The following is a 20939-nucleotide window of genomic DNA, read 5'->3' on the forward strand; positions in this document are numbered from 1 at the left end:
TGTGGCATTCGGTGCATCCCACGCACCCAATGTGGCATTCGGTGCATCTTTCCCGCCTTGACAAGCACCCGCCGCCCGTCATCACAATTGGCTTCGGGGTGCCCACCCGCACCCGCGATGCGGAACGCACCGACGCCACGAGGACAAGCCTCAAACCGTATCCAGAACCACCTCGAAAGCCACCTCAGCCGCCCCCAGCAGCTTCACATCCGCCCCCAAAGCCGAACTCACAATCCGAGTCCCCCCGACAGCCCGGGAGACCAAACTCCTCCGCCGAACGTCCTCGGCGATAGCCCGAATCACCGACTCCGGCAGCACAGTCAGCAAATCCCCCAGCACCACCAGCTCAGGCCCCAGCAGATTGACCACGTTGACCAACCCCAACGTGAGCCACTCCGCGTACTCCTCGAGCCGAGCAGCAGCCGAGTCAGCATCCAGCCCCAGCTCGCGCAGCTCAACGAGAATCGCGCCACGAGGCGTGTCCTCGGGCAACCCCAACGCCCGGCACAACGCCGCCTCGCCGATCTCGGTCTCCCAGCACCCGCGGCTCCCGCAATAGCAAGCCCGCCCGCCAGGCCGGATCGCCATGTGCCCGATCTCGCCGACGTACCCCGCGCCCCCGCGCAGCGAAGACCCCTGCGAAATCACTCCGCCGCCCACGCCGACATCCGCGGACACGTAAACCGAATCCGAAGACCCCCGGGCCGCGCCGCGCAGATGCTCGGCAACAGCACCCAGTTCGGCGTCGTTGGCCACCAGCACCGGAATCCGCAGCACCGCGGACAGCCGCTCCCCGAGCGCCACATCGGTCCACCGCAGGTTGGGCGCCTCATGCACCAGCCCGTCCGCCCGCCGGACCACCCCGGGCACCGAGACCCCGACCGCCACCGGTTCCACGCCGAGATCCCCGGCCAGCACCCGGGTCGACTCGATCACGTGCGTGATGACCTCGTCCGCGGTCCGCGTCCGGGCATGCAGATTCCAGCTGTTGCGCCCGAGAATCTGCCCGCCGAGCCCGACCAGCGCGATCGCCACGTGCTCGACCTGCAGGTCGACCGCGAGCACCACCGCGGCGTGCGGCTGCGGCAGGACCAGGAGCGAGGGGCGGCCCGCCCCTCGTCCCGGCCTCGGCACCTTCTCCTCGACCACTCCCGCCTCGGCGAGGCCGTCGACGAGGGTCTTGATGGTGCTCCGGTTGAGCCCCAGTTCGGTGGCCAGGGCAGCCCGCGTACTGGGCCCGCCGACGTGCAGCAGGCGCAACAGGGTCGTGCGGTTGTGCCGGCGCACCTCGTCCGGGCGGGCGACGGGCGGGCTGCTCACCGAGTCATCTTCCCATCAGCCCTCAGCGAGCCGATGCGTCAGCCCGCCGTCGCGAGAGCGCGTCGACGGTCGCGGCCAGCAAAAGCACCAGACCGGTGATGATGTCGACCACCGCGGCCTTCTGCTGGAGCAGGCCGAGCCCGTTGTTCACGATCGCCAGCACCGCGCCGCCGATGACCGCGTCCATGATCCGGCCCTTGCCGCCGAACAGCGACGTGCCGCCGATGACCGCGGCTCCGACGGCGAACAGCAGCGTGTTCAAGCCGCCGGACTGGCCGCTGACCGACCCGACCTTCGACGAGTACACGATCGCGCCGATCGCCGCGAACGACGAGCTGATCACGAACACGCTGGTGCGCAGCTTCGGCACGTTGATGCCGGCCCGGCGCGCGGCTTCCTTGTTGCCGCCCACCGCGTACAGGTGCCGGCCGTACTTGGTGCGGTTGAGCACGTAGGTGCCCGCCACCAGCAGGACCAGGACGATCGGCACCACGTACGGCACGCCTTCGATCACCACGAGGCTGTTCGGCGACCGGTTGATGCTGAGCAGGGCGGTCGCGACCACCGCGACCACCGCGAGCGCGCCGACCTTCGCCAGCACGATCGGCGTCGGCTGCACGACAAGCCCCCGCTTGAGCCGCGAGAAGTGCTGGCCGAGCGCGAGCGCGGCGTAACCGCCCGCCGCAACGACGCACAGCACCCAACTGCCGACCACCGAGAGATTGCCGTTGGCCACCGCGTTGAGCGTGTCGCTGGTGCCGATCGGCAGCGTGCCGCCCTCGCCGACGAACTGCAGGATCACGCCCTGCCACACGATGAACAGCGCCAGCGTGACGACGAAGGACGGCATCCCGATCTTCGACACCAGGAAACCGGTGATGCAGCCGATCGCGGTGCCGGTGCAGACCGCGATGAGCATTTCGACCCACGCGTTGACCGGCGCGCCGACCAGGATCACCACGATGCCGACCAGCGAAACCGCCGCCCCGGCCCAGATCTTCTGCAGCAGCGCGAGCACCACCGCGAGCACGAGCACCGCGATGAACGTGATGAAGACGCCGGTTCCCATGGAACCCAGCAAGTTTCCGTTGCGGACATAGTGCAGCGCCATCAGCGACGCGCAGACGCCGGAAGCGGTGCCCGCGGACAGGTCGATCTCGCCCAGCAGCAGCACGAACACGATGCCCATCGCGATGATGGTCTGGCCCGCGCCCTGCTCCAGCAGGTTGGCGATGTTCTGCAGGGTGAAGAAGTCGCCGGACAGCGCGCTGAACAGGACGGCGAGCACGATCACGCCGAGCACGGCGGGAATCGAGCCGAGCTGCCCGTCCTTCATCCGCGCGAAGTAGTCCTTGATCGCCTCGCCGGTGGACATCGAGGTGGTGTCGATGCCGAAGTCGGCGATCGCCCCGGCGGGTGCGTCCGGCGTCTGCGGCTTCTCGGAAGTTTCGGTCATGGCAGGTTCTTTCTCGCTCACAGCGCGACAGCTTCGGGACGGGCCAGGCCGAGGTCGCCCGATCGGCCCGCGGTGATGAGTTCGACGACCTGGCTGTGCGTCACGTCCTTCGTCTGGACGTCCGCGACGAGCCTGCCGAGGTAGAGCACCGCGATCCGGTCCGCGACCTCGAACACGTCGGCCATGTTGTGGCTGATCAGCACCACGCCGAGGCCCTGTTCGGCCAGCCTGCGGACCAGGTCGAGCACCTGCTTGGTCTGCGCGACGCCGAGCGCGGCGGTCGGCTCGTCGAGGATGACCACTTTGCTGTTCCACAGCACGGATTTCGCGATCGCGACCGTCTGGCGCTGGCCTCCGGACAGCGACGAAACCGAGGTGCGGACCGATTTCACCGTGCGCACGCCCAGCGACGCCAGCGTCTCGCGCGCGGCCTTCTCCATGCTGGCCTCGTCGAGCAGCCAGCTGCTGCCGCGCTCGCGGCCGAGGAACATGTTCTGCACGATGTCGAGGTTGTCGGCCAGCGCGAGGTCCTGGTACACGACCTCGATGCCGAGTCCGGCGGCGTCCTTCGGGCCGCGGATGTGCGCGTCCGCGCCGTTGAACCGCACCGATCCGGTGTCGTACGGGTGGATGCCCGCGATGCATTTGACCAAAGTGGACTTGCCGGCCCCGTTGTCGCCGACGAGCGCGGTCACTTCGCCCGCCCGCACGGCGAAGTCCACGTCGTGCAGGACGTGAACCGGGCCGAAGCTCTTGTTCAGGCCGGTGATGTCGAGAATGGGCTCGCTCATGGGATTCGCTTGTCTCTCGCGTGGATGCCGGGCCGGAACGCGTGTCGGGGGAACGCGTCCCGGCCCGGCTGCTCTTGGCGGGGAGTTACTGCGGCGTCAGGAGATGCCGTTTTCGGTGCACTTGGCGGCGAGGTCGCCGGTGCAGATGTCGGACGCCTTGACGTAGCCCTGCTGGACGACGGTCTTGATGTCCTTGATCGTGATCAGCTGCGGCTGCAGCAGCACCGACTTCAGGTCGCGGTTGTTCTTCGGGTCGTGCAGCTTGCCGGTGGCGATCGCGTCCGCCGCGGCCGTGTCGCCCTTGGCCAGCGCGGCCGCGAGCTTCGCGGTGTTCTCGGCCTCTTCCTTGATCGGCTTGAAGATCGTCAGCGTCTGGTCGCCGCGCAGGATCGCCTGCAGGCCGGCCGGGGTCGAGTCCTGGCCGGTGACCGGGACCTTCCCGTTGAGCCCGTTCTTCTTCAGCACGGTGATGATCGCGCCGGCCAGCTCGTCGTTCGCCGCGACGACGCCGTCGACCTTGCCGTTGACGCGGGTGAAGATCTGCTCGAAGGTCGTGCCGCCGACCTGGGCGTCCCAGTTGTCGATGGCCTGCTTCTGCACGAGGTTCAGCGCCTTGGAGTCGTACAGCGGCTTGAGGACCTTGTCGTGGCCGTTGCCGAACAGGGTCGCGTTGTTGTCCGTCGGCGCGCCCTCGATCTGGACGACGTTGGCTCCCGGCTTGCTCTTCAGCGCGTCGGCCAGTCCCTGCGCCTGGATCTCGCCGACCTTCTCGTTGTCGAACGAGACGTAGTAGCCGGCCGAACCGCCGAGGCTCGGGCGGTCGTAGTCGATGACCGGGATGCCCGCGTTCTTGGCCTTGGCCTCGATCGCCGCGCCGACCGAGGGGTCGGACGGGGCGATGATCAGCACCTTGACGCCCGAGCTGATGAAGCCGTCGGCGAGGGTGGAGAACTTCTGGTTGTCGCCCTGGGCGTTCTGGATGTCGGCGCTGAAGCCCTGCGCGGAGAGCGCGGCCTGCAGCATCGGCTTGTCGAAGGCTTCCCAGCGGGCCGAGGTGGCGGTCTCCGGCAGGATCACGCCGACCTTGCCGCTGGCGCCGCCGCCCGCCGGGGCGGAGGCGGAGCTCTTGCTGTCCCCCGAGTTGCCGGAGCCCGCGCTGTTCGCGCCGCACGCCGAAAGCGCCAGGCCGGCGCTCACCGTCGCGGCGATGAGGGTAAGGGTTCTGCTGCGCATCCTCGTTCCTTCTCCGATCATGCTCGCGGGGTGATCGGAGAGGGTCCCCCGGTGCACCGTCGCAGATATGTTGTGGCCGACAACATATGCCGCCGAGCGGCTCTGGGGAAGATGCCGGGATCGAGTAACCGACACCAAATGGACACAGTTCGGCAACACGGCCCTCATCTGGCGGCTCGTCTGACGGAGTGACCCCGGCCACGTACCGAGCGTAACGAGAACTTGTCCGGTGTTGTCCGGTCGAGAGGGCAGGAGTGCCCGATCGGGCGCCCGGGCCGAACCGGACACCCGGTTCTACCAGGTCAAGGAGCGTGCCCCCAGGGACGGGAACGCGCGCGGGAATCCCGCCGGACTACCAGGAGCGCAGCGTGACGATCCGCTCTTCGAGCTGCTCCACCGTCGCCATCGCGGTGGGCGGGCCGCCGCACTGGCGGCGCAGTTCGTTGTGGATCGCGCCGTGCGGCTTCTTCGTGCGGTGGTGGTAGACGCCGACGAGCGCGTTGAGTTCCTTGCGCAGCGCGCCGAGCCGTTCGCTCACCGACTGCGACCGGACCGGCGGCGCGGCCGGTTCCTCGGTCTTCGGCTTGCGCCGCTTCTCGTCGGAGACCTGCTCTTCCTGCCGCTTGCGCAGCAGCGCGCGGACCTGGTCCGGCTCCAGCAGGCCGGGAAGGCCGAGATACTCCTGCTCCTCGTCGGAGCCGGAGAAGACCGCGGTGCCGAACGAGTTGCCGTCGTAGATGACCTGGTCGAGCTCGGCCGAGGCGTGCAGCGAGGTGAACGCCTTCTCCTCCTCGCCCGGTTCGTCCTCGGTGCGGTTGGCCTGGGCGAGCAGTTCGTCGTCCCAGCCTTCCTTCTCCCGGTGCGGCTTGCCGAGCACGTGGTCGCGCTGCGCTTCCAGCTCGCTGGCCAGCTCCAGCAGCACCGGGACGCTCGGCAGGAAGATGCTCGCCGTCTCGCCCTTTTTCCGGGCCCGCACGTAACGGCCGATGGCCTGTGCGAAGAACAGCGGGGTGGACGCACTGGTCGCGTACACGCCGACGGCCAGCCGCGGGACGTCGACGCCCTCGGACACCATCCGGACCGCGACGATCCAGCGTTCCCTGGTTTCGGAGAACTCCCTGATCCGCCCGGACGCCTTCGGGTCGTCGGACAGCACCAGCGTCGGCGTCTCGCCGCAGATCCGTTCCAGGATCTTGGCGTAGGCGCGCGCGGTTTCCTGGTCGGTGGCGATCACCAGGCCGCCCGCGTCCGGGATGCCTTGGCGCACCTGGCTGAGCCGCGTGTCGGCGGCCTGCAGGACCGCCGGGATCCACTCGCCCGACGGGTCGAGCGCCGTGCGCCAGGCGCGCGCGTTCTGCTCCGCGGTGAGCGGCTCGCCCAGCCGCGCGGTGAACTCCTCGCCCGCGCTCGTGCGCCACGACGCCTCACCCGAGTAGGCGAGGAAGACGACCGGCCGGACCACGCCGTCGGCGAGCGCGTCGGAGTAGCCGTAGGAATGGTCGGCCTTGCTGCGCTGGAACCCGCCGCCGTCCGGTTCGTAGGCGACGAACGGGATCGGCGAGTCGTCGCTGCGGAACGGGGTCCCGGTGAGCGCGAGGCGGCGGACCGCGGGCGTGAACGCCTCGCTGGTCGCGTCGCCCCAGGATTTCGCGTCGCCCGCGTGGTGGATCTCGTCGAGGATCACCAGGGTCTTGCGGTTCTCGGTGCGCACCCGGTGCAGCGTGGGGTGCGCGGCGACCTGCGCGTAGGTGACCGCGACGCCGCGGTAGTCCGACGACGTGACGCCGGTGGTGTTGCGGAAGTTCGAGTCGATCGGGATGCCCGCCGCCGCGGCCGCGGACGCCCACTGGTGCTTCAGGTGCTCGGTGGGGGTGACGATCGTGACGGCCTCGACGGTGCGGTCCGAGAGCAGTTCGGCGGCGATCCGGAGGCCGAAGACGGTCTTGCCCGCGCCCGGCGTCGCGACCGCGAGGAAGTCCTTCGGCCGGCTCGACAGGTACTTCGTGAGCGCTCGGCGCTGCCAGGCGCGCAGCGGGCGCGCGGTGGAGTCCTTCTCTGCGGGCGGCGCCCCGAGGACCGGCTGGGTCGTCTCGGACAAAACTCGGTTCACCCCCTCCTCGGGCCGCTCGGCGCGGCCGTGACGTGCGAAAACCCCCACTGTGGCACCGGCTTCGCCGCCGGGCGCCGCGATGAGGGCACGTCGGCCAGCTTACCTTCCGCGCCCGCGGGCGCCGGGCACCGCCACGGGTGGTGTCCTCCGACACGCCCCCTCTCGGCGGGGGTGACGAGCCAAAACCGCGCGCATGGACCATGCTGGGACACACCATGGGCGAGGTGACACCGGACGCCGGCGAGGCAGAGCCGAAGAAGAGCGTGCCGGAGAAGACCGTGCGCAGGGGGCCGTGGCGGCTGCTCACCCGCACGCTCGCGAAAGCGTGGGAGGGCAACATCTTCTCCGAGGCCGCCGAGGCGGCCTTCTGGCAGACGCTGTCGCTCCCGCCGCTGCTGCTCGGGCTGCTCGGCAGCGTCGGGTTCATCGGCGAGTGGTTCGGCCAGAACGTGGTCACCGCGGTGCACGACCGGATCATCACCTTCAGCCACACCATCTTCAGCGCGAACGCGGTGCAGGAGATCATCGAACCGACGGTGAACAGCATCCTCACCGTCGGCAAGGGCGAGATCGTGTCCGTGGGCTTCGTCATCTCGCTGTGGGCGGGCTCGTCGGCGATGTCGTCGTTCGTGGACGCGATCACCGTCGCGCACGACCAGTACGGCGTCCGCAACGAGGTGTGGCAGCGGATTTTCGCGCTGCTGCTGTACCTGTGCGCGCTGATCGGGCTCGTGGTCGGGCTGCCGCTGCTGGCGATCGGGCCGGACCTGCTGCCGGAGTTCTTCCCGGTCGACTGGCGTCCGACGGTCTCCTCCTGGGTCGGCACGCTCTACTACCCGGTGCTGGGCGTGATGATCGCGCTCGCGCTTACGACGCTGTACAAGCTCGCGCTGCCTCGCCGGCTGCCCTGGCACCGAGGGCTGCCGGGCGCGATGCTGGCCGGCGTGGTCTTCCTGGTGTCGAGCATCGGGCTGCGGATCTACCTGAACTGGATCACCAAAACCGGCTACACCTACGGCGCGCTGGCCGCGCCGATCGCGTTCCTGCTGCTGATGTTCTTCATCGGCCTCGCCGTGGTCGGCGGCGCGTACTTCAACAGCGCGATCCAGGAGCTGTGGCCCGCGAAGGCGACCCGGCGGCAGCGGCGCAAGTGGCGGCGGCTGGAGATGGAGCGCGCGACCGAGCGGATGCGGGCCGAGGAGGGCCGCAAGCTGTGGGACCGCACGACGATGCCGTTGCGGCGGCCGAAACGGCACCCTGAAGACGAAGCAGCCGACGCCGAGTCCGAGGCGCCGAACGGCGCCGAGGTGAAGCACGCCGAATCGGAGACCGTGCAGCTCGCGAGGCCCGAGCGGGCCGACGAGCGAGCCGGTTCCGAGCCGTCTCCCGGCCCGGAACCGCGCCAGCGGCGCCCACAGCAGGGCTGATTCAGCCCTGGCGGAACCGCCACGTCTTGCTGTCGAACGCGATGCAGACGCTCGGCGACATCACGACCACGCGCAGAGTTCCGTCGCGCTCGTCGTAGTCGATGCCCTCGACCTCGAAGTTGCCGCTGCAGCCGCTTTCCAGCGGAAGCTGGCCGAGCGAGGTGACGTGCCCGGTGACGTCGGAGCCGGAGACCGAGCCGGAGAGATCGACCTGCAGCAAGGGCTTGGTAGTGCCGAAGAGGCTGCCGTCCGGGTCGTCGGAGGAGCACATCATCCGGGTCGCGGACACGAAGTCGCAGCCCTGGACGTCGCGCACCGGGTGGTCGAGCCGGACCGCCGAGGCGTACGGCAGGTTCTGGCCGGGATCGGTGGCCGCGACGCCGGGCATCGGGTAGACGAGCAGGCGGTCCATCGTGCCCCACTCGCCGGACACCAGCCAGCGCGCGTCGGGCGACACCGCGGCGAACGAATTGTTGTTGGCCTCCCACGATTCCAGCGCGTGCTGGTAATCGGCGCGGGAGCCGTCCGGGGCCTCGACGCGGAAGAGCTTCGCGCCGCGGTCATCACGCTGATAGGGCTCGACGTACCAGCCCTTCGCGGACCCCGGGTCGCCGATGTGGTTCCAGCCCTTCGCGGCCAGACCCGGGTCGACCGTGCCGATGCCGGTGTAGCGGATGCTCGTGCCCGAAGGGCGCTCGACAGTGGCGAGGCCCTGGCTTTCGTCAAGCGGACGGGCACGGTCTGAGCCGACGGTGGTCCACCCGGTCACCGCGTTCGCGGCACCCGCCGCGACGGCGCTGAAGGCGGACAGCAGGACGACGAGGGAAAGCACGATCCCGGTTGCGCGCATACGGGGACACTCCTGCGGGGAGGCGACTGGCCGGACAGCAGGTCTACCAGTTCCTCCCCGGGTGCACAGCCACCGAGTGAAGGATTTTCACCTTTGTTCCCGCGCACCGGGACGCGCGGGAAACGATCAGTCGTCGCCGCCGGGACGGAGGCCCTCGTAGATCTTCTTGCACTTGGGGCAGACCGGGGACCCCGGCTTGGGCGACTTCGTGACCGGGAAGACCTCGCCGCAGAGCGCCACGACGTGCGTGCCCATGACCGCGCTCTCGGCGATCTTGTTCTTGCGCACGTAGTGGAACATCTTCGGGGTGTCGTCGTCGGTCGACTCGGTGCTGTCGGTCTCCGGCTTGGTCAGCGTTTCGGTGCTCACCCCACCATCATGCCTCAGCGCCGCGCCCGCGGTCATGCCCGGCTAGGCTCGTCTGACCTGCCAAGGGACCCCTCAGGAGCCCGGATGCCGCACGAGCCCGCACCCCGGTGGCACAGCGCGCTCGCCCGCCTCGGCGGCGACCACCACGTCGGCCACGACGCCTGGGCCGACCTCGAAACGCGCTACACCGAGTCCCACCGCCGCTACCACGACCTCGCCCACGCCACCGCCGTCGCACACGACGCCGAGCAGCTAGCGGCCGACCTGCCCTTCCATGAACGCGCCGTCGTCGTCCTCGCCGCGTGGGCGCACGACGTGGTCTATGACGCCGTACCCAACCAAGACGAACAACGCAGCGCGGAATGGCTGCGCCACTGGCTTACTCGCGCAGGGGTTGCCGACGCGCACATCGACCAGGCCGAAGCGCTCGTACTGGCCACAGCCGCCCACGAAGCACCCGAAGGCGACTTCGCCGCAGCAGCCCTCCTCGACGCCGACCTAGCCATCCTCGGCGCACCGCCTACCGCGTACGCCGTGTACGTCGACAACGTGCGCCAGGAGTACGCGCGCTACCCCGACGACGCCTGGGCGACCGGCCGCGCCGCGGTCCTCGAAAGCCTCCTCGACCGGCCCGCGCTGTACCTCACCGAAGCCGCCCGCTCACGCTGGGAATCCGCCGCGCGGCGAAATCTGCGGGCAGAGCTGACCCGATTCCGCAGCGCACGCGGCGATCACAGATGATGTCCGGTCGTGACCACCCAGACCACTCCCCTGTTCGTCCACGAGGAAGTCGCCTCGGCGTTGCGCGACGGTCACCCCGTCGTCGCCCTTGAGAGCACGATCCTCTCGCACGGCCTCCCGTACGGACGGAACCTCGACGTCGGCCGCCGAATCGAGCAAACCGTGCGCGACGGCGGCGCCATTCCGGCCACCATCGCCGTGCTGGACGGACGGCCGGTCATCGGCCTCTCCGCCGCCGAACTGGAGCGCGTCTGCGCCCCGGACGCCGACCTGGACAAGCTGTCCCTGCGCGACCTTGGCCCAGCGGTCGGCCTGGGCCGCTCCGGCGCGACGACGGTCGCCGGCACCTCCGCCCTCGCCGCAGCAGCCGGAATCGGCGTCTTCGCGACCGGCGGCCTGGGCGGTGTGCACCTGGGCGCGGCACAGAGCTGGGACGTCTCCGCAGACCTCGGCGTCCTCGCCAAGGTGCCCACCGTGGTCGTGTGCTCCGGCGTGAAGTCAGTCCTGGACATCCCCGCCACCCTTGAGGTCCTGGAAACGAACTCGGTGCCAGTCCTCGGCTACCGCACCGACGACTTCCCCGCCTTCTACCTCCGCTCCTCCGGCCACCCCGTCGGCTGGCGCGTCGAGGACGCGGAACAAGCCGCCGCGGTAATCTCCGCCCACCGGCGCTACTCGAATTCCGGCGTACTGCTGACAAACCCGATCCCCGCGGAGTCCGAAATGGACCGTGCCCAGCACGACCGCCTCTTGCGGGAGGGTTTGGCAAAACTGGCCGACGCCGACGTGCACGGCGCAGACGTGACTCCCGTGCTGCTGGAGCACTTCCACACCGCCAGCGAAGGCGTCAGCATCGACGCGAACGAAGCGCTGGTGCTCTCCAACGCCAAACTGGCGACCGAAGTAGCGGTGGCCCTGTCGTGACCGGAATCGTAGTAGTAGGCGACGCAGGCCTGGACGTAGTAGCCCGACACGACCAGCCCCTCCCCCACGGCGGCGACGCAAGAGCGGCAATCCGCTTCACCGGCGGCGGTGCGGGAGCGAACACCGCCCTGTGGCTGCGTTCCCTGGGCGCGGAAACCACCCTGGTAGCCCGAATCGGCAACGATTCCGGCGGCCGCCTGATCAAGGCGGAGCTGGAAGCCGCCGGAGTCCGCTGCGCCTTCGCCACGGACCCCGAAGCCCCGACCTGCTGCGTAGTCGTGCTGGTAGACGGCGAAGGCCAACGCAGCATGCTCGCCGACCGAGGCGCGAACAAACGCTTCGCCCCCGAAGACGTCACGCCCGAGTCGCTGACCGGCTCCACCCACCTGCACCTGTCCGGCTACGTCCTGCTGGACCCGTCGTCCCGCCCCGCAGGCCTAGCCGCACTGGCCGCCGCGAAGGAAGCGGGCCTAACCACCTCCGTGGACCCCCAAGCAGCCGCCCACATCCACGACCCCGCAGCCTTCCTGGACGACGTACGCGGCACCGACCTCCTCATGCCGAACACCGAGGAACTAGTCGCCCTGACCGGCTCCGCAGACCCGTCCTCCGCCACCGAACTGCTAGCCGCGGTCGGCGCAGTAGTAGTCACCGCAGGCCTGGACGGCGCGAGCTGGATCGACGCAACCGGCGTCGCCTCAGTCCCCGCAGTAGAAACAACCTGCGTGGATTCGACCGGCGCGGGCGACGCCTTCGACGCAGGCGTCCTCACCACCTGGCTGGCCGGAAAGTCCACAGTGGACGTATTACGCGCAGGCACCCGACTAGGCGCACTGGCAGTAAGCCGAATCGGCCCCCAACCCTGACGCGCATTCCGTGAGGGGAACCCTCACGGACCCTGATTCCCTCAGGGTCCCCCTCACGACCCACCCCTCGCACCGCAACGCCCCAATGTGGCGTTGGGTGCATCCCGCGCACCCAATGTGGCATTCGGTGCGTCACATGCACCCAACGCCACATTGGGGCGCTAGCCCCCGCCACCACCCAAACCGCAGCCGACGCACCCAACGAGCGAGGCACCCACACCACCCCCGCACCCCGATACGAAGCCAAAAACGCGGACGGCGGGTGCTCGTCAAGGCATCTTTCCCGCCTTGACAAGCACCCGCCGTCCGTCAGCACAATCAAGCTTCGGGGTGCCCCACGCAACGATGGGCGCAATGTCGCCGCCAGGCGACGAGCTACCCGTCAATCACCCGATGCTTCCGCCCCTCGATCTGCCGAGCATCCGCCGCATACCGATTAACCTTCTCGGACTTCCGAGGCGGCCGGTCATTAGCGATCAACACGGCAATCCAAGGCAACGGAATAGAAATCACCAAAAACAGAATAGCCAGCCACCACGTGTGATAAGTCAACCCGGCCAGCACAAGGCAAGGAATACGACACACCATCATAATGACGTACTTCCGCTTCCGCGCCGCCAGCTGATCGTCCAGCGACGGCTCGGCCTCGGTGATCAGCACAGGCTCGGGGCGGGGATCCGGTCCGTGGGGTGCGTTCACAGCACCACCTCCGTGTTCCATCGTCTCACTCACCGCCCTTCCGCGACACCCGGGCGAGCGAACCGGGACAAAGCAGCGACGACCAGCGTCTCGACCCCGGTCCGCAACGTCGGATGCAGCACCGGCGCGAATTTGGACGAGTGATTCGAGGGCACGTCAGTCTCAAACCGCCCTTCCGTCATCGCGGTGATCACCTGTTGCGCGTCAAACCCGCCGACCAGCCAAAACACCGACGGCACCCCAGCCGCCCGGCCGAACTCGCTGAAGTCCTCACTGCCGGTGACCAACGGCGCGGGCATCGTCGCCTCCGCACCGAAGTGCCCGCGAAACACCTCAGTCAGCTCATCCGACGCGGCAGCGTCGTTCGCCGTGACCGGATAAGACGCAACGACCTCCACGGTCGGCGGCTGAGGCGCCCCCGCGGCCGCGGCCTCCCCGTTCACAATCCGCTCGATCGCCTTTCGCAGCCGCAGCAACACAGCGTCGTCGAAGGCGCGAGTATTGACCTCCAGCACGGCATGGTCAGCGATCACATTCGCTGCAGTCCCGACATGCATCGAGCCAACGGTCACCACCGCGGGCTCAGTCGCCGCGATCTCCCGCGACACGATCGTCTGCAGCTTCAGCACCACAGACGCCGCCAGCACCGCCGGGTCAACCGTGGTTTCCGGCCGCGACCCATGCCCGCCGCGACCGTGCAGGGTGATTCGCAGGTTCTCCGTCGCAGCCATGATCACCCCGGGACGAGTCAGCACCCACCCGGCCGGACCAGGCACGATGTGCTGCCCGAAGACCACGTCAGGACGGCCGACCCGCTCGAAAAGACCATCCTGGACCATCCCGGCCGCACCGTCCCCGACCTCCTCACCAGGCTGGAACACCGCGAGCAACGTGCCGGACCACTCGTCCCGCGAAGCCGAGAGGACATGCGCGGCGCCCGAGAGCCACGTCGCGTGCATGTCGTGCCCGCAGGCATGCATCAGCGGCACCTCGCGACCCTCGGAGTCGACGCCGCGCGCAGTGCTCGCGTACGACAGCCCCGTCTGCTCCTCGACCGGCAACGCGTCGATGTCCGCGCGAAGCAGCACAGTCGGTCCTTCGCCGTTGCGCAGGACGCCTACGACGCCGGTGCGACCGATGCCGGTGTGCACCTCGAAGCCGTCTTCAGTCAGCCGTCGGGCCAGCTCCGCCGCCGTCCGGGTTTCGGTGAACGCCAGCTCGGGATGACGGTGCAGATCGACGTACAGCGCTTCAAGCTCCGGCAGTGCCGCTTCAAGCGGAGCCAGGACACGCTCGGTGGTCTCGGTGGTCACGATGCTCATCGTGGCAGGCTTACCCACCGTGAGCACGAACACGCCTCTTCCTGACCTTTCCGACGACGTCTGCGCGCGTCTGCGCGAAGCGTTCCGACGCACCGGCTACGACGCTGACGGCGTCGTCGACGCGCTCGGCGGCGCGGCGCACACGGCGCTCGGCCGCGGCGAGCCCGAACCCGCCCGTCGCGCGAGCCTCGACGCTGGGGACCTCGGCGTCTTCATCCGGCTGTTCCTGCTCGGTCTCGCCGAGCCGGAGAAGACTGTCTCGTCGGCGTTCGCGCCGCTCAGCGCGGACGACGCGGTGGCCGCGGGCATCCTCCGGACCGTCGGGGACGAGTTCCGCGCCGCGCTCGACATCCGCCCGCACGGCGACGAGGACGGCTCGTGGTGGGTCGTCTCCGACCTCGACGCCGACATGCTCGGCCACGTCGTGCCCGAGGACCACGTGCTCGGCGTCGGGCACGCGTCGCTGAGCCTGATCCGCGCGACCAGCCGCCGCCCCGTCGGCACCCTGCTCGACCTGGGCACCGGCAACGGCGTCCAGGCGCTGCACGCGACCCGGCACGCGCAGCGGGTGACCGCGACCGACGTGTCGGCCCGCGCGCTCGCCCTCGCCGCGGGCACGTTCCGGCTGAACGAGCTGGACGTCGAACTGCTGCGCGGCGAGTGGTTCGCGCCGGTCGCGCGCCGCCGGTTCGACCAGGTGGTGTGCAATCCGCCATTCGTGGTCGGCCCGCCGCGCGTCGACTACACCTACCGCGACTCCGGTCTGGCCGGCGACGACGCGAGTGCGCTGGTCGTCCGTCAGCTGCCGAGCTTCCTCAACGACGGCGGCACCGGTCAGCTGCTCGCGTCGTGGCTGCACCGACGCGGCGAAGACTGGGGCGACCGCGTCGCGCGCTGGCTGCCGCCTGAGACCGACGCCTGGTTCGTACAGCGCGACGTCGCCGACCCAGGCCTGTACGTCGGCACCTGGCTGCGCGACGAAGGCATCGACCCGCGCTCGCCCGAAGGACGCGCGAAAGCCGCAGCGTGGCTCGACTGGTTCACCGAAAACGACGTACAGGGCATCGGTTTCGGCTTCGTGACGCTGCGGCGCGCGAACGGTCAGACGCCGACTGTTGTCTGCGAAGACCTGCGACAGGCTTACGACGACCCGCTGGGCCCCGAAGCAGCGAACTGGCTCGACCGCGTCGAGTGGCTGCGTACGCACGGCGACAATGTGTTGGACGTAGCGTTTCGGGTACCCGAAACAGTGCTGCTCGAACGCGTCGATTCACCCGGCGACGAAGGCTGGGAAACGACCGTGCGCCGGCTGCACCGCACTGACGGACCGGGTTGGCAGCACGAGGTCGACGAACTCACGACGCGGCTTCTCGCGGGTTGCCGCGGCGCGTTGCCGCTGTCGGATCTGCTGGACCTGCTGTCCGCCGCGCAGGGCCTCGATTCGGCCGAACTGACCGCCTCGGCGTTGCCGATTGTCCGCGAACTCGTGCGGCACGGGATGCTCGTGCCCGGTTCGCCGCAGTGAGGGCGGTGGCGGCGCGGGTCACCCGCGCGAGCGTGACCGTCGCGGGGGAGATCACTGGAGAGATCAAGGAACCGGGGCTGCTCGTGCTGCTGGGCGTGCACCGTGACGACGATCTCGGAAAAGCCGAAACGATGGCCCGCAAACTTCACGAACTCCGGTTGCTGCGCGACGAAGAATCCTGCGCGACGACCGGTGCGCCGCTGCTTGTGGTGTCGCAGTTCACGCTCTACGGCGACACCCGCAAGGGCCGTCGCCCGTCGTGGACCGCCGCCGCCCGGCCGGAAATCGCCGAACCCCTGGTGGACGCCGTGGTCGCGGAACTGCGCGGCCGCGGCGCGACCGTCTCGACCGGACGGTTCGGCGCGGAGATGGCGGTGGAAAGCGTGAACGACGGCCCGTTCACCGTTCTCGTTGAGGTCTAGACCACATTGGAACGGGGCGCGTAACATCGAAGGCACAGCGCGCGATTCGCACGCATTTCCCGGGGCGGTGCGGTTCTCAGCAAAACCTCAGTTTTGGTGGAGCAACCGCGAGGCGGGTACGCCCGTCCTCATTTCAGCGAGCCGGGAACGTTTCAGCTTCCCGGGGCGTTGAGACCAGTGTCCAGCCAAGCCGGCTGGGCCCGCGGACACGGGATTCCACAGGCCCCGTCCCGCAGGCGCCGGCGAGACACGTTCAGCCCGTGACCGGGGAGGCAGAATGTCAGTCCAGACTCTCGAACGCGAAGCGCGCGGGATTCGCGAGCGCCGGATTCCAGCACAGCAGACCGAGGAGCGTCCGAGCGTGGGGGCGCTCACCGACGCCGACCTCGACGCCCAGAGCCCCGCCGCCGACCTGGTGCGCGTGTACCTGAACGGCATCGGCAAGACCGCGCTGCTCACCGCGGCCGACGAGGTCGAGCTGGCGAAGCGGATCGAAGCCGGGGTCTTCGCCCAGCACATGCTCGACACCGTCGAGGACCTCACGGCCCAGCGCCGCAAGGAGCTGCGCGCGCTGATCCGCGACGGCCACACCGCGAAGAACCACCTGCTGGAGGCGAACCTCCGGCTCGTGGTGTCGCTCGCGAAGCGCTACACCGGCCGGGGCATGCCGCTGCTCGACCTGATCCAGGAGGGGAACCTGGGCCTGATCCGCGCGGTGGAGAAGTTCGACTACTCCAAGGGATTCAAGTTCTCCACGTACGCCACGTGGTGGATCCGCCAGGCCATCACCCGCGGCATGGCGGACCAGGGCCGCACGATCCGGCTGCCGGTCCACCTGGTCGAGCAGGTGAACAAGCTGGCCCGGATCCGCCGCGACCTGCACCAGCAGCTGGGCCGCGACGCGACGCACGAGGAACTGAGCTCCGAATCGGGCATTCCGGTGCACAAGATCTCCGACCTGCTCGACCAGTCGCGCGACCCGGTGAGCCTCGACATGCCGGTGGGCACCGAGGAAGACGCCCCGCTGGGCGACTTCATCGAGGACTCGGAGGCGACCGACGCCGAGAGCGCCGTGATCTCCGGTCTGCTGCAGGACGACCTTCGTCGTGTCCTGGCGACGCTGGACGACCGCGAACAGCACGTCATCCGGCTGCGCTACGGCCTCGACGACGGCCAGCCGCGCACGCTCGACCAGATCGGCAAGCACTTCGGCCTGTCCCGCGAGCGCGTGCGGCAGATCGAGCGCGAGGTCATGGCGAAGCTGCGCCAGGGCGAGCGCGCCGACCGGCTGCGGGCGTACGCCAGCTGAGTTTCTTCCCTCTCCGGGGCCAGGGTTCGGGGCCCGGGTCCCGGAGAGGGCGGAGAAGCCGACCGGCGAGCTGATTCGGGCTGCCGCGGCGGGCTGACCGGGCGTGGGGTCCGGTGAGCGCGGTTCGCGGCAAGCACGCGGGCAGGCAGGCCGGGGTTTCCGCTGGGGACCGGGTGGGGCCTGGTCGGGCGGGGCGGAATCCTCTGGCCAGATCCATCTTTTCGGTGGGCAGCGGTGATGCCGCTGGCAGCGATGTCAGTGGGCAGCGGGTGGAGCCGCTGGTTGCGATCTCGGCAGGCAGCGGGCAGTGCTGCCAGTAGCGACCTCAGTCGGCAGCGAATGGTGCCGCTAGCCGCCATCCCGGCGGACAGCAGGTGGTGCCCGCAGTTGCGATTTCGGCGAGCAGCGGACGGCGCCGCCGGTAGCGATCTCAGTCAGCAGCCGACGGTGCCGCCGGTTGCAGAGAACCCTCGGTTCGATCCCCGGACCGGGGGTTTTGTCATGCCCAGGCCCGGATTTCGCCCGTCTCGGCCGTCTCGGCATCCGCTTCATTAGCCGTCTCGGCGATCGCCGAGCATTTGCCGACAAATCGCCTCACCAACACCACCAGCCACATAAGCCACTTGAGCCCCACCAGCCCCTTTAGCCCCACTAACGCGCACCGTCCTCCTTCCGTCCCCCGATTTCTCCCGTTGATCCCGTTTCCGCTGATACCCACCGCAATCCCGTCACCACTCTGTGCACCCGATGGTGGAATTCGCGTCTCGTTCGCGTTTGGCGGTTCCGGGCGCTGGGTAGCAAGCGTTCGCGACCCCCGCTGTGCGGCGTCCGGTCAACGCGCCGGCGGGGGTCCCGTTAGTCACGCGGGGCGGGTGTGTGCGCATCCGGTCCGCTTTCCCCGGGAGGTCGGGTCCGTCGGGGTGGGCCCGGCCTCCCGACCATGCCTGCCCGAAACCCGCGGGGAGCGCCGCTGGCGTGCGCTATCCCACAGCGTCCCCGCGCCCGTGCGACCGGGCGGAACCCGCTGAGTACCGTGAGCCAATCCCGATCAGGGCAAAGGAGCCTCGCTGTGCCGCCCACCACGTTCCAGCACACCGAAGTCCTGCCGCTCGGCAAGGACACCACCACCGAATACCGGCTGGTCACCGCCGACGGCGTCGAGACCGTCGAAGCCGCCGGGCGGAAGTTTCTGAAGGTCGATCCGGAAGCGCTGACGACGCTCGCGCGCACGGCGATCACCGACATCCAGCACCTGTTGCGTACGTCACACCTGCAGCAGCTGCGCGCGATCGTCGACGACCCCGAAGCCAGCGGCAACGACCGGTTCGTCGCGATGGACCTGCTCCGCAACGCGGCCATTTCGGCAGGCGGCGTGCTGCCGATGTGCCAGGACACCGGCACCGCGATCGTCATCGGCAAGCGCACCGAGGGCGTGCTGTCCGGCGGCGGCGACGAGCGCGCGCTCTCGCAGGGCATTTTCGACGCCTACCAGCAGCTCAACCTGCGGTACTCGCAGATGGCCCCGATCAACTTCTGGGAAGAGCGCAACACCGGCACGAACCTGCCCGCGCAGGTCGAGCTCTACCACAAGGACAGCGACGCGACGGACCCGTCGTACGAGTTCCTGTTCATGGCCAAGGGCGGCGGCAGCGCCAACAAAACCTTCCTGTACCAGGAAACCAAGGCGGTCCTGAACCCGAAGCGCCTTGCCCGGTTCCTGGACGAGAAGCTGCGCAGCCTGGGCACCGCCGCGTGTCCGCCGTACCACCTGGCGATCGTCGTCGGCGGCATGTCGGCCGAGTTCAACCTCAAGGTCGCGAAGCTCGCCTCCGCGCGCTACCTGGACAACCTGCCCGCCGAGGGTTCCGAATTGGGCCACGCGTTCCGCGACCGCGACCTCGAGCAGCAGGTGCTGGAGATGACGCGTCAGTTCGGCATCGGCGCCCAGTTCGGCGGCAAGTACTTCTGCCACGACGTCCGGGTGATCCGCCTGCCCCGCCACGGCGCGAGCTGCCCGGTCGGCGTCGCGGTGTCCTGCTCGGCCGACCGCCAGGCGAAGGCGAAGATCACCGAAGAGGGCGTGTTCATCGAACAACTCGAACGCGACCCGGCCCGCTTCCTCCCGGACGTCACCGAGGACGACCTGTCCGACGAGGTCGTGTCGGTCGATCTGAACCAGCCGATGGACCAGATCCGCGCGCAGCTGGCGCAACTGCCGGTGAAGACGCGCCTGTCGCTGACCGGCCCGCTGGTCGTGGCGCGCGACATCGCGCACGCCAAGATCGCCGAGCGCCTGGACGCCGGCGAGGAGATGCCGCAGTACCTCCGCGACCACCCGGTCTACTACGCAGGCCCGGCGAAGACCCCCGACGGCTACGCGTCCGGCTCGTTCGGCCCGACGACCGCCGGCCGGATGGACTCGTACGTCGCCCAGTTCCAGGCCGCGGGCGGCTCGCTGGTGATGCTGGCGAAGGGCAACCGCTCGAAGCAGGTCACCGCCGCGTGCAAGGAACACGGCGGCTTCTACCTTGGCTCGATCGGCGGCCCGGCCGCACGGCTGGCGAAGGACTGCATCAAGAAGGTCGACGTCCTCGAGTACGCCGAACTCGGAATGGAAGCAGTCTGGAAAATCGAGGTCGAAGAGTTCCCCGCGTTCATCGTCATCGACGACAAGGGCAACGACTTCTTCTCCGAAACCAGCGAACCAGTACTGCAAATCAGCTTCCGCTGATCTCAAGGCACGCCGGGGTCACCCGGGAAACATCCCGCCCAACCGGGCGAGAGTCTTCTCGATGGCCTCGGCGTTGCGCTTGGGAAACCCCAGCAACCGAATCGCGAGCGGCGACCGGGCAGTAGACCAGTCGAAGGTCTCGGTGACCTCGGTGCGCCCGTCCCCCGTCGGCTCGAGCAGCCAGCGCCACCGATGCCCGGAGAAGTGCCGCCAGGCAATCAGCCGATTCTCCTCGAACTCGACCACGGTGTTCTGAATCCGGTACGGCGCCCCCATCCGCATCTCCATGCCGAACTCGGCCCCCAACGACAACCGATCCGGCGCCGCCCCACGACTGGCGCGCACCGTGCCGGACCCGTCGATGAGCGGATGCTGAGCCGGATCAGCAAGCAACGCGAAAATCCGTTCCGGCGCGGCAGCGACCACCGCACTGCGCGAAACCTGGCGAGTTCCCATAGCCGCAAAGCCTAGAGCCGCACGCACGGCGGGGCCATCGACGCACCCCCGAACAGCCCAACGCGTCCACTGTGGACTGCCAGAAAAGTACGTGAGGGGAACCCTGAGGGACTCAGAGTCCCTCAGGGTTCCCCTCACGGACCACCCACCGCCGCAACGCACCCAACGCCACATTCGGTGCGTCACATGCACCCAACGCCACATTGGGGCGCAAGCCCCGCCCCACCGCGAACCGCAGCCGATGCACCCAATCAAGGCACCCACACCCCCCGCACCCCGATACGAAGCCAAAAACACGGCGCGGAGGTGCTTGTCAAGGCATCTTTCCCGCCTTGACAAGCACCCCCAGACCGTCAGCACAATCAACCTTCGGGGTGCCCCACGCAAC

At 69.0% G+C, this 20939-nt stretch carries 18 protein-coding genes; 8 read left to right on the plus strand and 10 right to left on the minus strand.

Annotated features, from left to right (window positions below; all coding sequences use genetic code 11):
- Positions 1-150: 150 nt before the first annotated feature.
- The 5 genes from ABZX37_RS25265 to ABZX37_RS25285 form a co-directional block, all read right to left on the minus strand.
- Positions 151-1320, minus strand: coding sequence for an ROK family protein (locus ABZX37_RS25265; protein WP_354743448.1), 1170 nt, complete (start codon positions 1318-1320; stop codon positions 151-153).
- Positions 1321-1342: 22 nt separating this feature from the next.
- A complete protein-coding gene (locus ABZX37_RS25270; protein WP_354743450.1) occupies positions 1343-2776 on the minus strand; it encodes an ABC transporter permease in 1434 nt (477 codons plus the stop codon).
- Between the two features lie 17 nt (positions 2777-2793).
- Positions 2794-3567 carry an ATP-binding cassette domain-containing protein gene (locus ABZX37_RS25275; protein WP_354743452.1) on the minus strand — a complete coding sequence of 258 codons (774 nt, stop codon included), beginning with the start codon at positions 3565-3567 and terminating at the stop codon, positions 2794-2796.
- A gap of 96 nt (positions 3568-3663) precedes the next feature.
- Complete coding sequence (locus ABZX37_RS25280) at positions 3664-4800, minus strand: substrate-binding domain-containing protein (RefSeq protein WP_354743454.1); 1137 nt, start codon at positions 4798-4800, stop codon at positions 3664-3666.
- Between the two features lie 352 nt (positions 4801-5152).
- The gene (locus ABZX37_RS25285) at positions 5153-6898 is read right to left on the minus strand and encodes a DEAD/DEAH box helicase (protein WP_354743622.1); all 1746 of its coding nucleotides are present in this window, start codon (positions 6896-6898) and stop codon (positions 5153-5155) included.
- Positions 6899-7125: 227 nt separating this feature from the next.
- Between ABZX37_RS25285 and ABZX37_RS25290 the strand changes: the two genes are divergently transcribed.
- Positions 7126-8337, plus strand: a complete 1212-nt coding sequence (locus ABZX37_RS25290) for a YihY/virulence factor BrkB family protein (protein WP_354743456.1) — start codon at positions 7126-7128, stop codon at positions 8335-8337.
- A gap of 1 nt (position 8338) precedes the next feature.
- Here the strand turns inward: ABZX37_RS25290 and ABZX37_RS25295 are convergent, their stop codons facing one another.
- Together ABZX37_RS25295 and ABZX37_RS25300 are read right to left on the minus strand one after the other, a co-directional pair.
- Positions 8339-9187 (minus strand): hypothetical protein, encoded by an 849-nt coding sequence (locus ABZX37_RS25295; protein WP_354743458.1) that lies wholly within the window; start codon positions 9185-9187, stop codon positions 8339-8341.
- 126 nt (positions 9188-9313) lie between these two features.
- Positions 9314-9556, minus strand: coding sequence for a DUF3039 domain-containing protein (locus tag ABZX37_RS25300; RefSeq protein ID WP_162834726.1), 243 nt, complete (start codon positions 9554-9556; stop codon positions 9314-9316).
- Positions 9557-9640: 84 nt separating this feature from the next.
- On the opposite strand from ABZX37_RS25300, the gene ABZX37_RS25305 reads away from it, so the two are divergent.
- The 3 genes from ABZX37_RS25305 to ABZX37_RS25315 are packed head-to-tail and all read left to right on the plus strand — an operon-like array spanning position 9641 to position 12087.
- Positions 9641-10297, plus strand: coding sequence for a hypothetical protein (locus tag ABZX37_RS25305; RefSeq protein WP_354743460.1), 657 nt, complete (start codon positions 9641-9643; stop codon positions 10295-10297).
- A 9-nt stretch (positions 10298-10306) separates the two neighbouring features.
- Positions 10307-11221: a pseudouridine-5'-phosphate glycosidase gene (locus ABZX37_RS25310; protein ID WP_354743462.1), complete on the plus strand. Its 915-nt coding sequence runs from the start codon at positions 10307-10309 to the stop codon at positions 11219-11221.
- Positions 11218-12087, plus strand: coding sequence for a carbohydrate kinase family protein (locus tag ABZX37_RS25315; protein WP_354743464.1), 870 nt, complete (start codon positions 11218-11220; stop codon positions 12085-12087). Before ABZX37_RS25310 ends, ABZX37_RS25315 begins: the two co-directional genes overlap by 4 nt.
- A 375-nt stretch (positions 12088-12462) precedes the next feature.
- Here the strand turns inward: ABZX37_RS25315 and ABZX37_RS25320 are convergent, their stop codons facing one another.
- Both ABZX37_RS25320 and ABZX37_RS25325 read right to left on the minus strand, forming a co-directional pair.
- Positions 12463-12807 (minus strand): DUF3099 domain-containing protein, encoded by a 345-nt coding sequence (locus tag ABZX37_RS25320; RefSeq protein ID WP_354743624.1) that lies wholly within the window; start codon positions 12805-12807, stop codon positions 12463-12465.
- A gap of 8 nt (positions 12808-12815) precedes the next feature.
- Positions 12816-14108 (minus strand): amidohydrolase, encoded by a 1293-nt coding sequence (locus ABZX37_RS25325; RefSeq protein WP_354743466.1) that lies wholly within the window; start codon positions 14106-14108, stop codon positions 12816-12818.
- Here ABZX37_RS25325 and ABZX37_RS25330 point away from each other — a divergent pair.
- The 4 genes from ABZX37_RS25330 (at position 14101) to ABZX37_RS25345 (ending at position 20095) form a co-directional block, all read left to right on the plus strand.
- On the plus strand, positions 14101-15633 hold the full coding sequence (locus ABZX37_RS25330) for a methyltransferase (protein ID WP_354743626.1): 1533 nt from the start codon (positions 14101-14103) through the stop codon (positions 15631-15633). The genes ABZX37_RS25325 and ABZX37_RS25330 overlap by 8 nt on opposite strands.
- The gene (gene dtd / locus ABZX37_RS25335) at positions 15630-16055 is read left to right on the plus strand and encodes a D-aminoacyl-tRNA deacylase (RefSeq protein ID WP_354743468.1); all 426 of its coding nucleotides are present in this window, start codon (positions 15630-15632) and stop codon (positions 16053-16055) included. Before ABZX37_RS25330 ends, dtd begins: the two co-directional genes overlap by 4 nt.
- Before the next feature lie 277 nt (positions 16056-16332).
- Entirely contained in the window at positions 16333-17364 is a 1032-nt protein-coding gene (locus ABZX37_RS25340) for a sigma-70 family RNA polymerase sigma factor (RefSeq protein WP_354743470.1), read from the plus strand.
- A gap of 1069 nt (positions 17365-18433) precedes the next feature.
- Complete coding sequence (locus ABZX37_RS25345) at positions 18434-20095, plus strand: fumarate hydratase (RefSeq protein ID WP_354743472.1); 1662 nt, start codon at positions 18434-18436, stop codon at positions 20093-20095.
- Positions 20096-20113: 18 nt separating this feature from the next.
- On the opposite strand, the gene ABZX37_RS25350 is transcribed toward ABZX37_RS25345, so the two are convergent.
- On the minus strand, positions 20114-20551 hold the full coding sequence (locus ABZX37_RS25350) for an SRPBCC family protein (RefSeq protein WP_354743474.1): 438 nt from the start codon (positions 20549-20551) through the stop codon (positions 20114-20116).
- Positions 20552-20939: the final 388 nt, after the last annotated feature.

Origin of the sequence: Amycolatopsis sp. NPDC004079 (assembly GCF_040610415.1) — a bacterium.
Classification (GTDB): Bacteria; Actinomycetota; Actinomycetes; order Mycobacteriales; family Pseudonocardiaceae; genus Amycolatopsis; species Amycolatopsis halotolerans.

Excerpts from the sequence above, each read along its gene's own strand:
- ABZX37_RS25320 (WP_354743624.1), bottom strand. The coding sequence starts at position 12,807 with ATGGAACACGGAGGTGGTGCTGTGAACGCACCCCACGGACCGGATCCC.
- ABZX37_RS25325 (WP_354743466.1), bottom strand. The coding sequence starts at position 14,108 with ATGAGCATCGTGACCACCGAGACCACCGAGCGTGTCCTGGCTCCGCTT.
- ABZX37_RS25275 (WP_354743452.1), bottom strand. The coding sequence starts at position 3,567 with ATGAGCGAGCCCATTCTCGACATCACCGGCCTGAACAAGAGCTTCGGC.
- ABZX37_RS25290 (WP_354743456.1), top strand. The coding sequence starts at position 7,126 with ATGGGCGAGGTGACACCGGACGCCGGCGAGGCAGAGCCGAAGAAGAGC.
- ABZX37_RS25305 (WP_354743460.1), top strand. The coding sequence starts at position 9,641 with ATGCCGCACGAGCCCGCACCCCGGTGGCACAGCGCGCTCGCCCGCCTC.
- ABZX37_RS25270 (WP_354743450.1), bottom strand. The coding sequence starts at position 2,776 with ATGACCGAAACTTCCGAGAAGCCGCAGACGCCGGACGCACCCGCCGGG.
- ABZX37_RS25350 (WP_354743474.1), bottom strand. The coding sequence starts at position 20,551 with ATGGGAACTCGCCAGGTTTCGCGCAGTGCGGTGGTCGCTGCCGCGCCG.
- ABZX37_RS25295 (WP_354743458.1), bottom strand. The coding sequence starts at position 9,187 with ATGCGCGCAACCGGGATCGTGCTTTCCCTCGTCGTCCTGCTGTCCGCC.
- ABZX37_RS25330 (WP_354743626.1), top strand. The coding sequence starts at position 14,101 with ATGCTCATCGTGGCAGGCTTACCCACCGTGAGCACGAACACGCCTCTT.
- ABZX37_RS25340 (WP_354743470.1), top strand. The coding sequence starts at position 16,333 with ATGTCAGTCCAGACTCTCGAACGCGAAGCGCGCGGGATTCGCGAGCGC.
- ABZX37_RS25280 (WP_354743454.1), bottom strand. The coding sequence starts at position 4,800 with ATGCGCAGCAGAACCCTTACCCTCATCGCCGCGACGGTGAGCGCCGGC.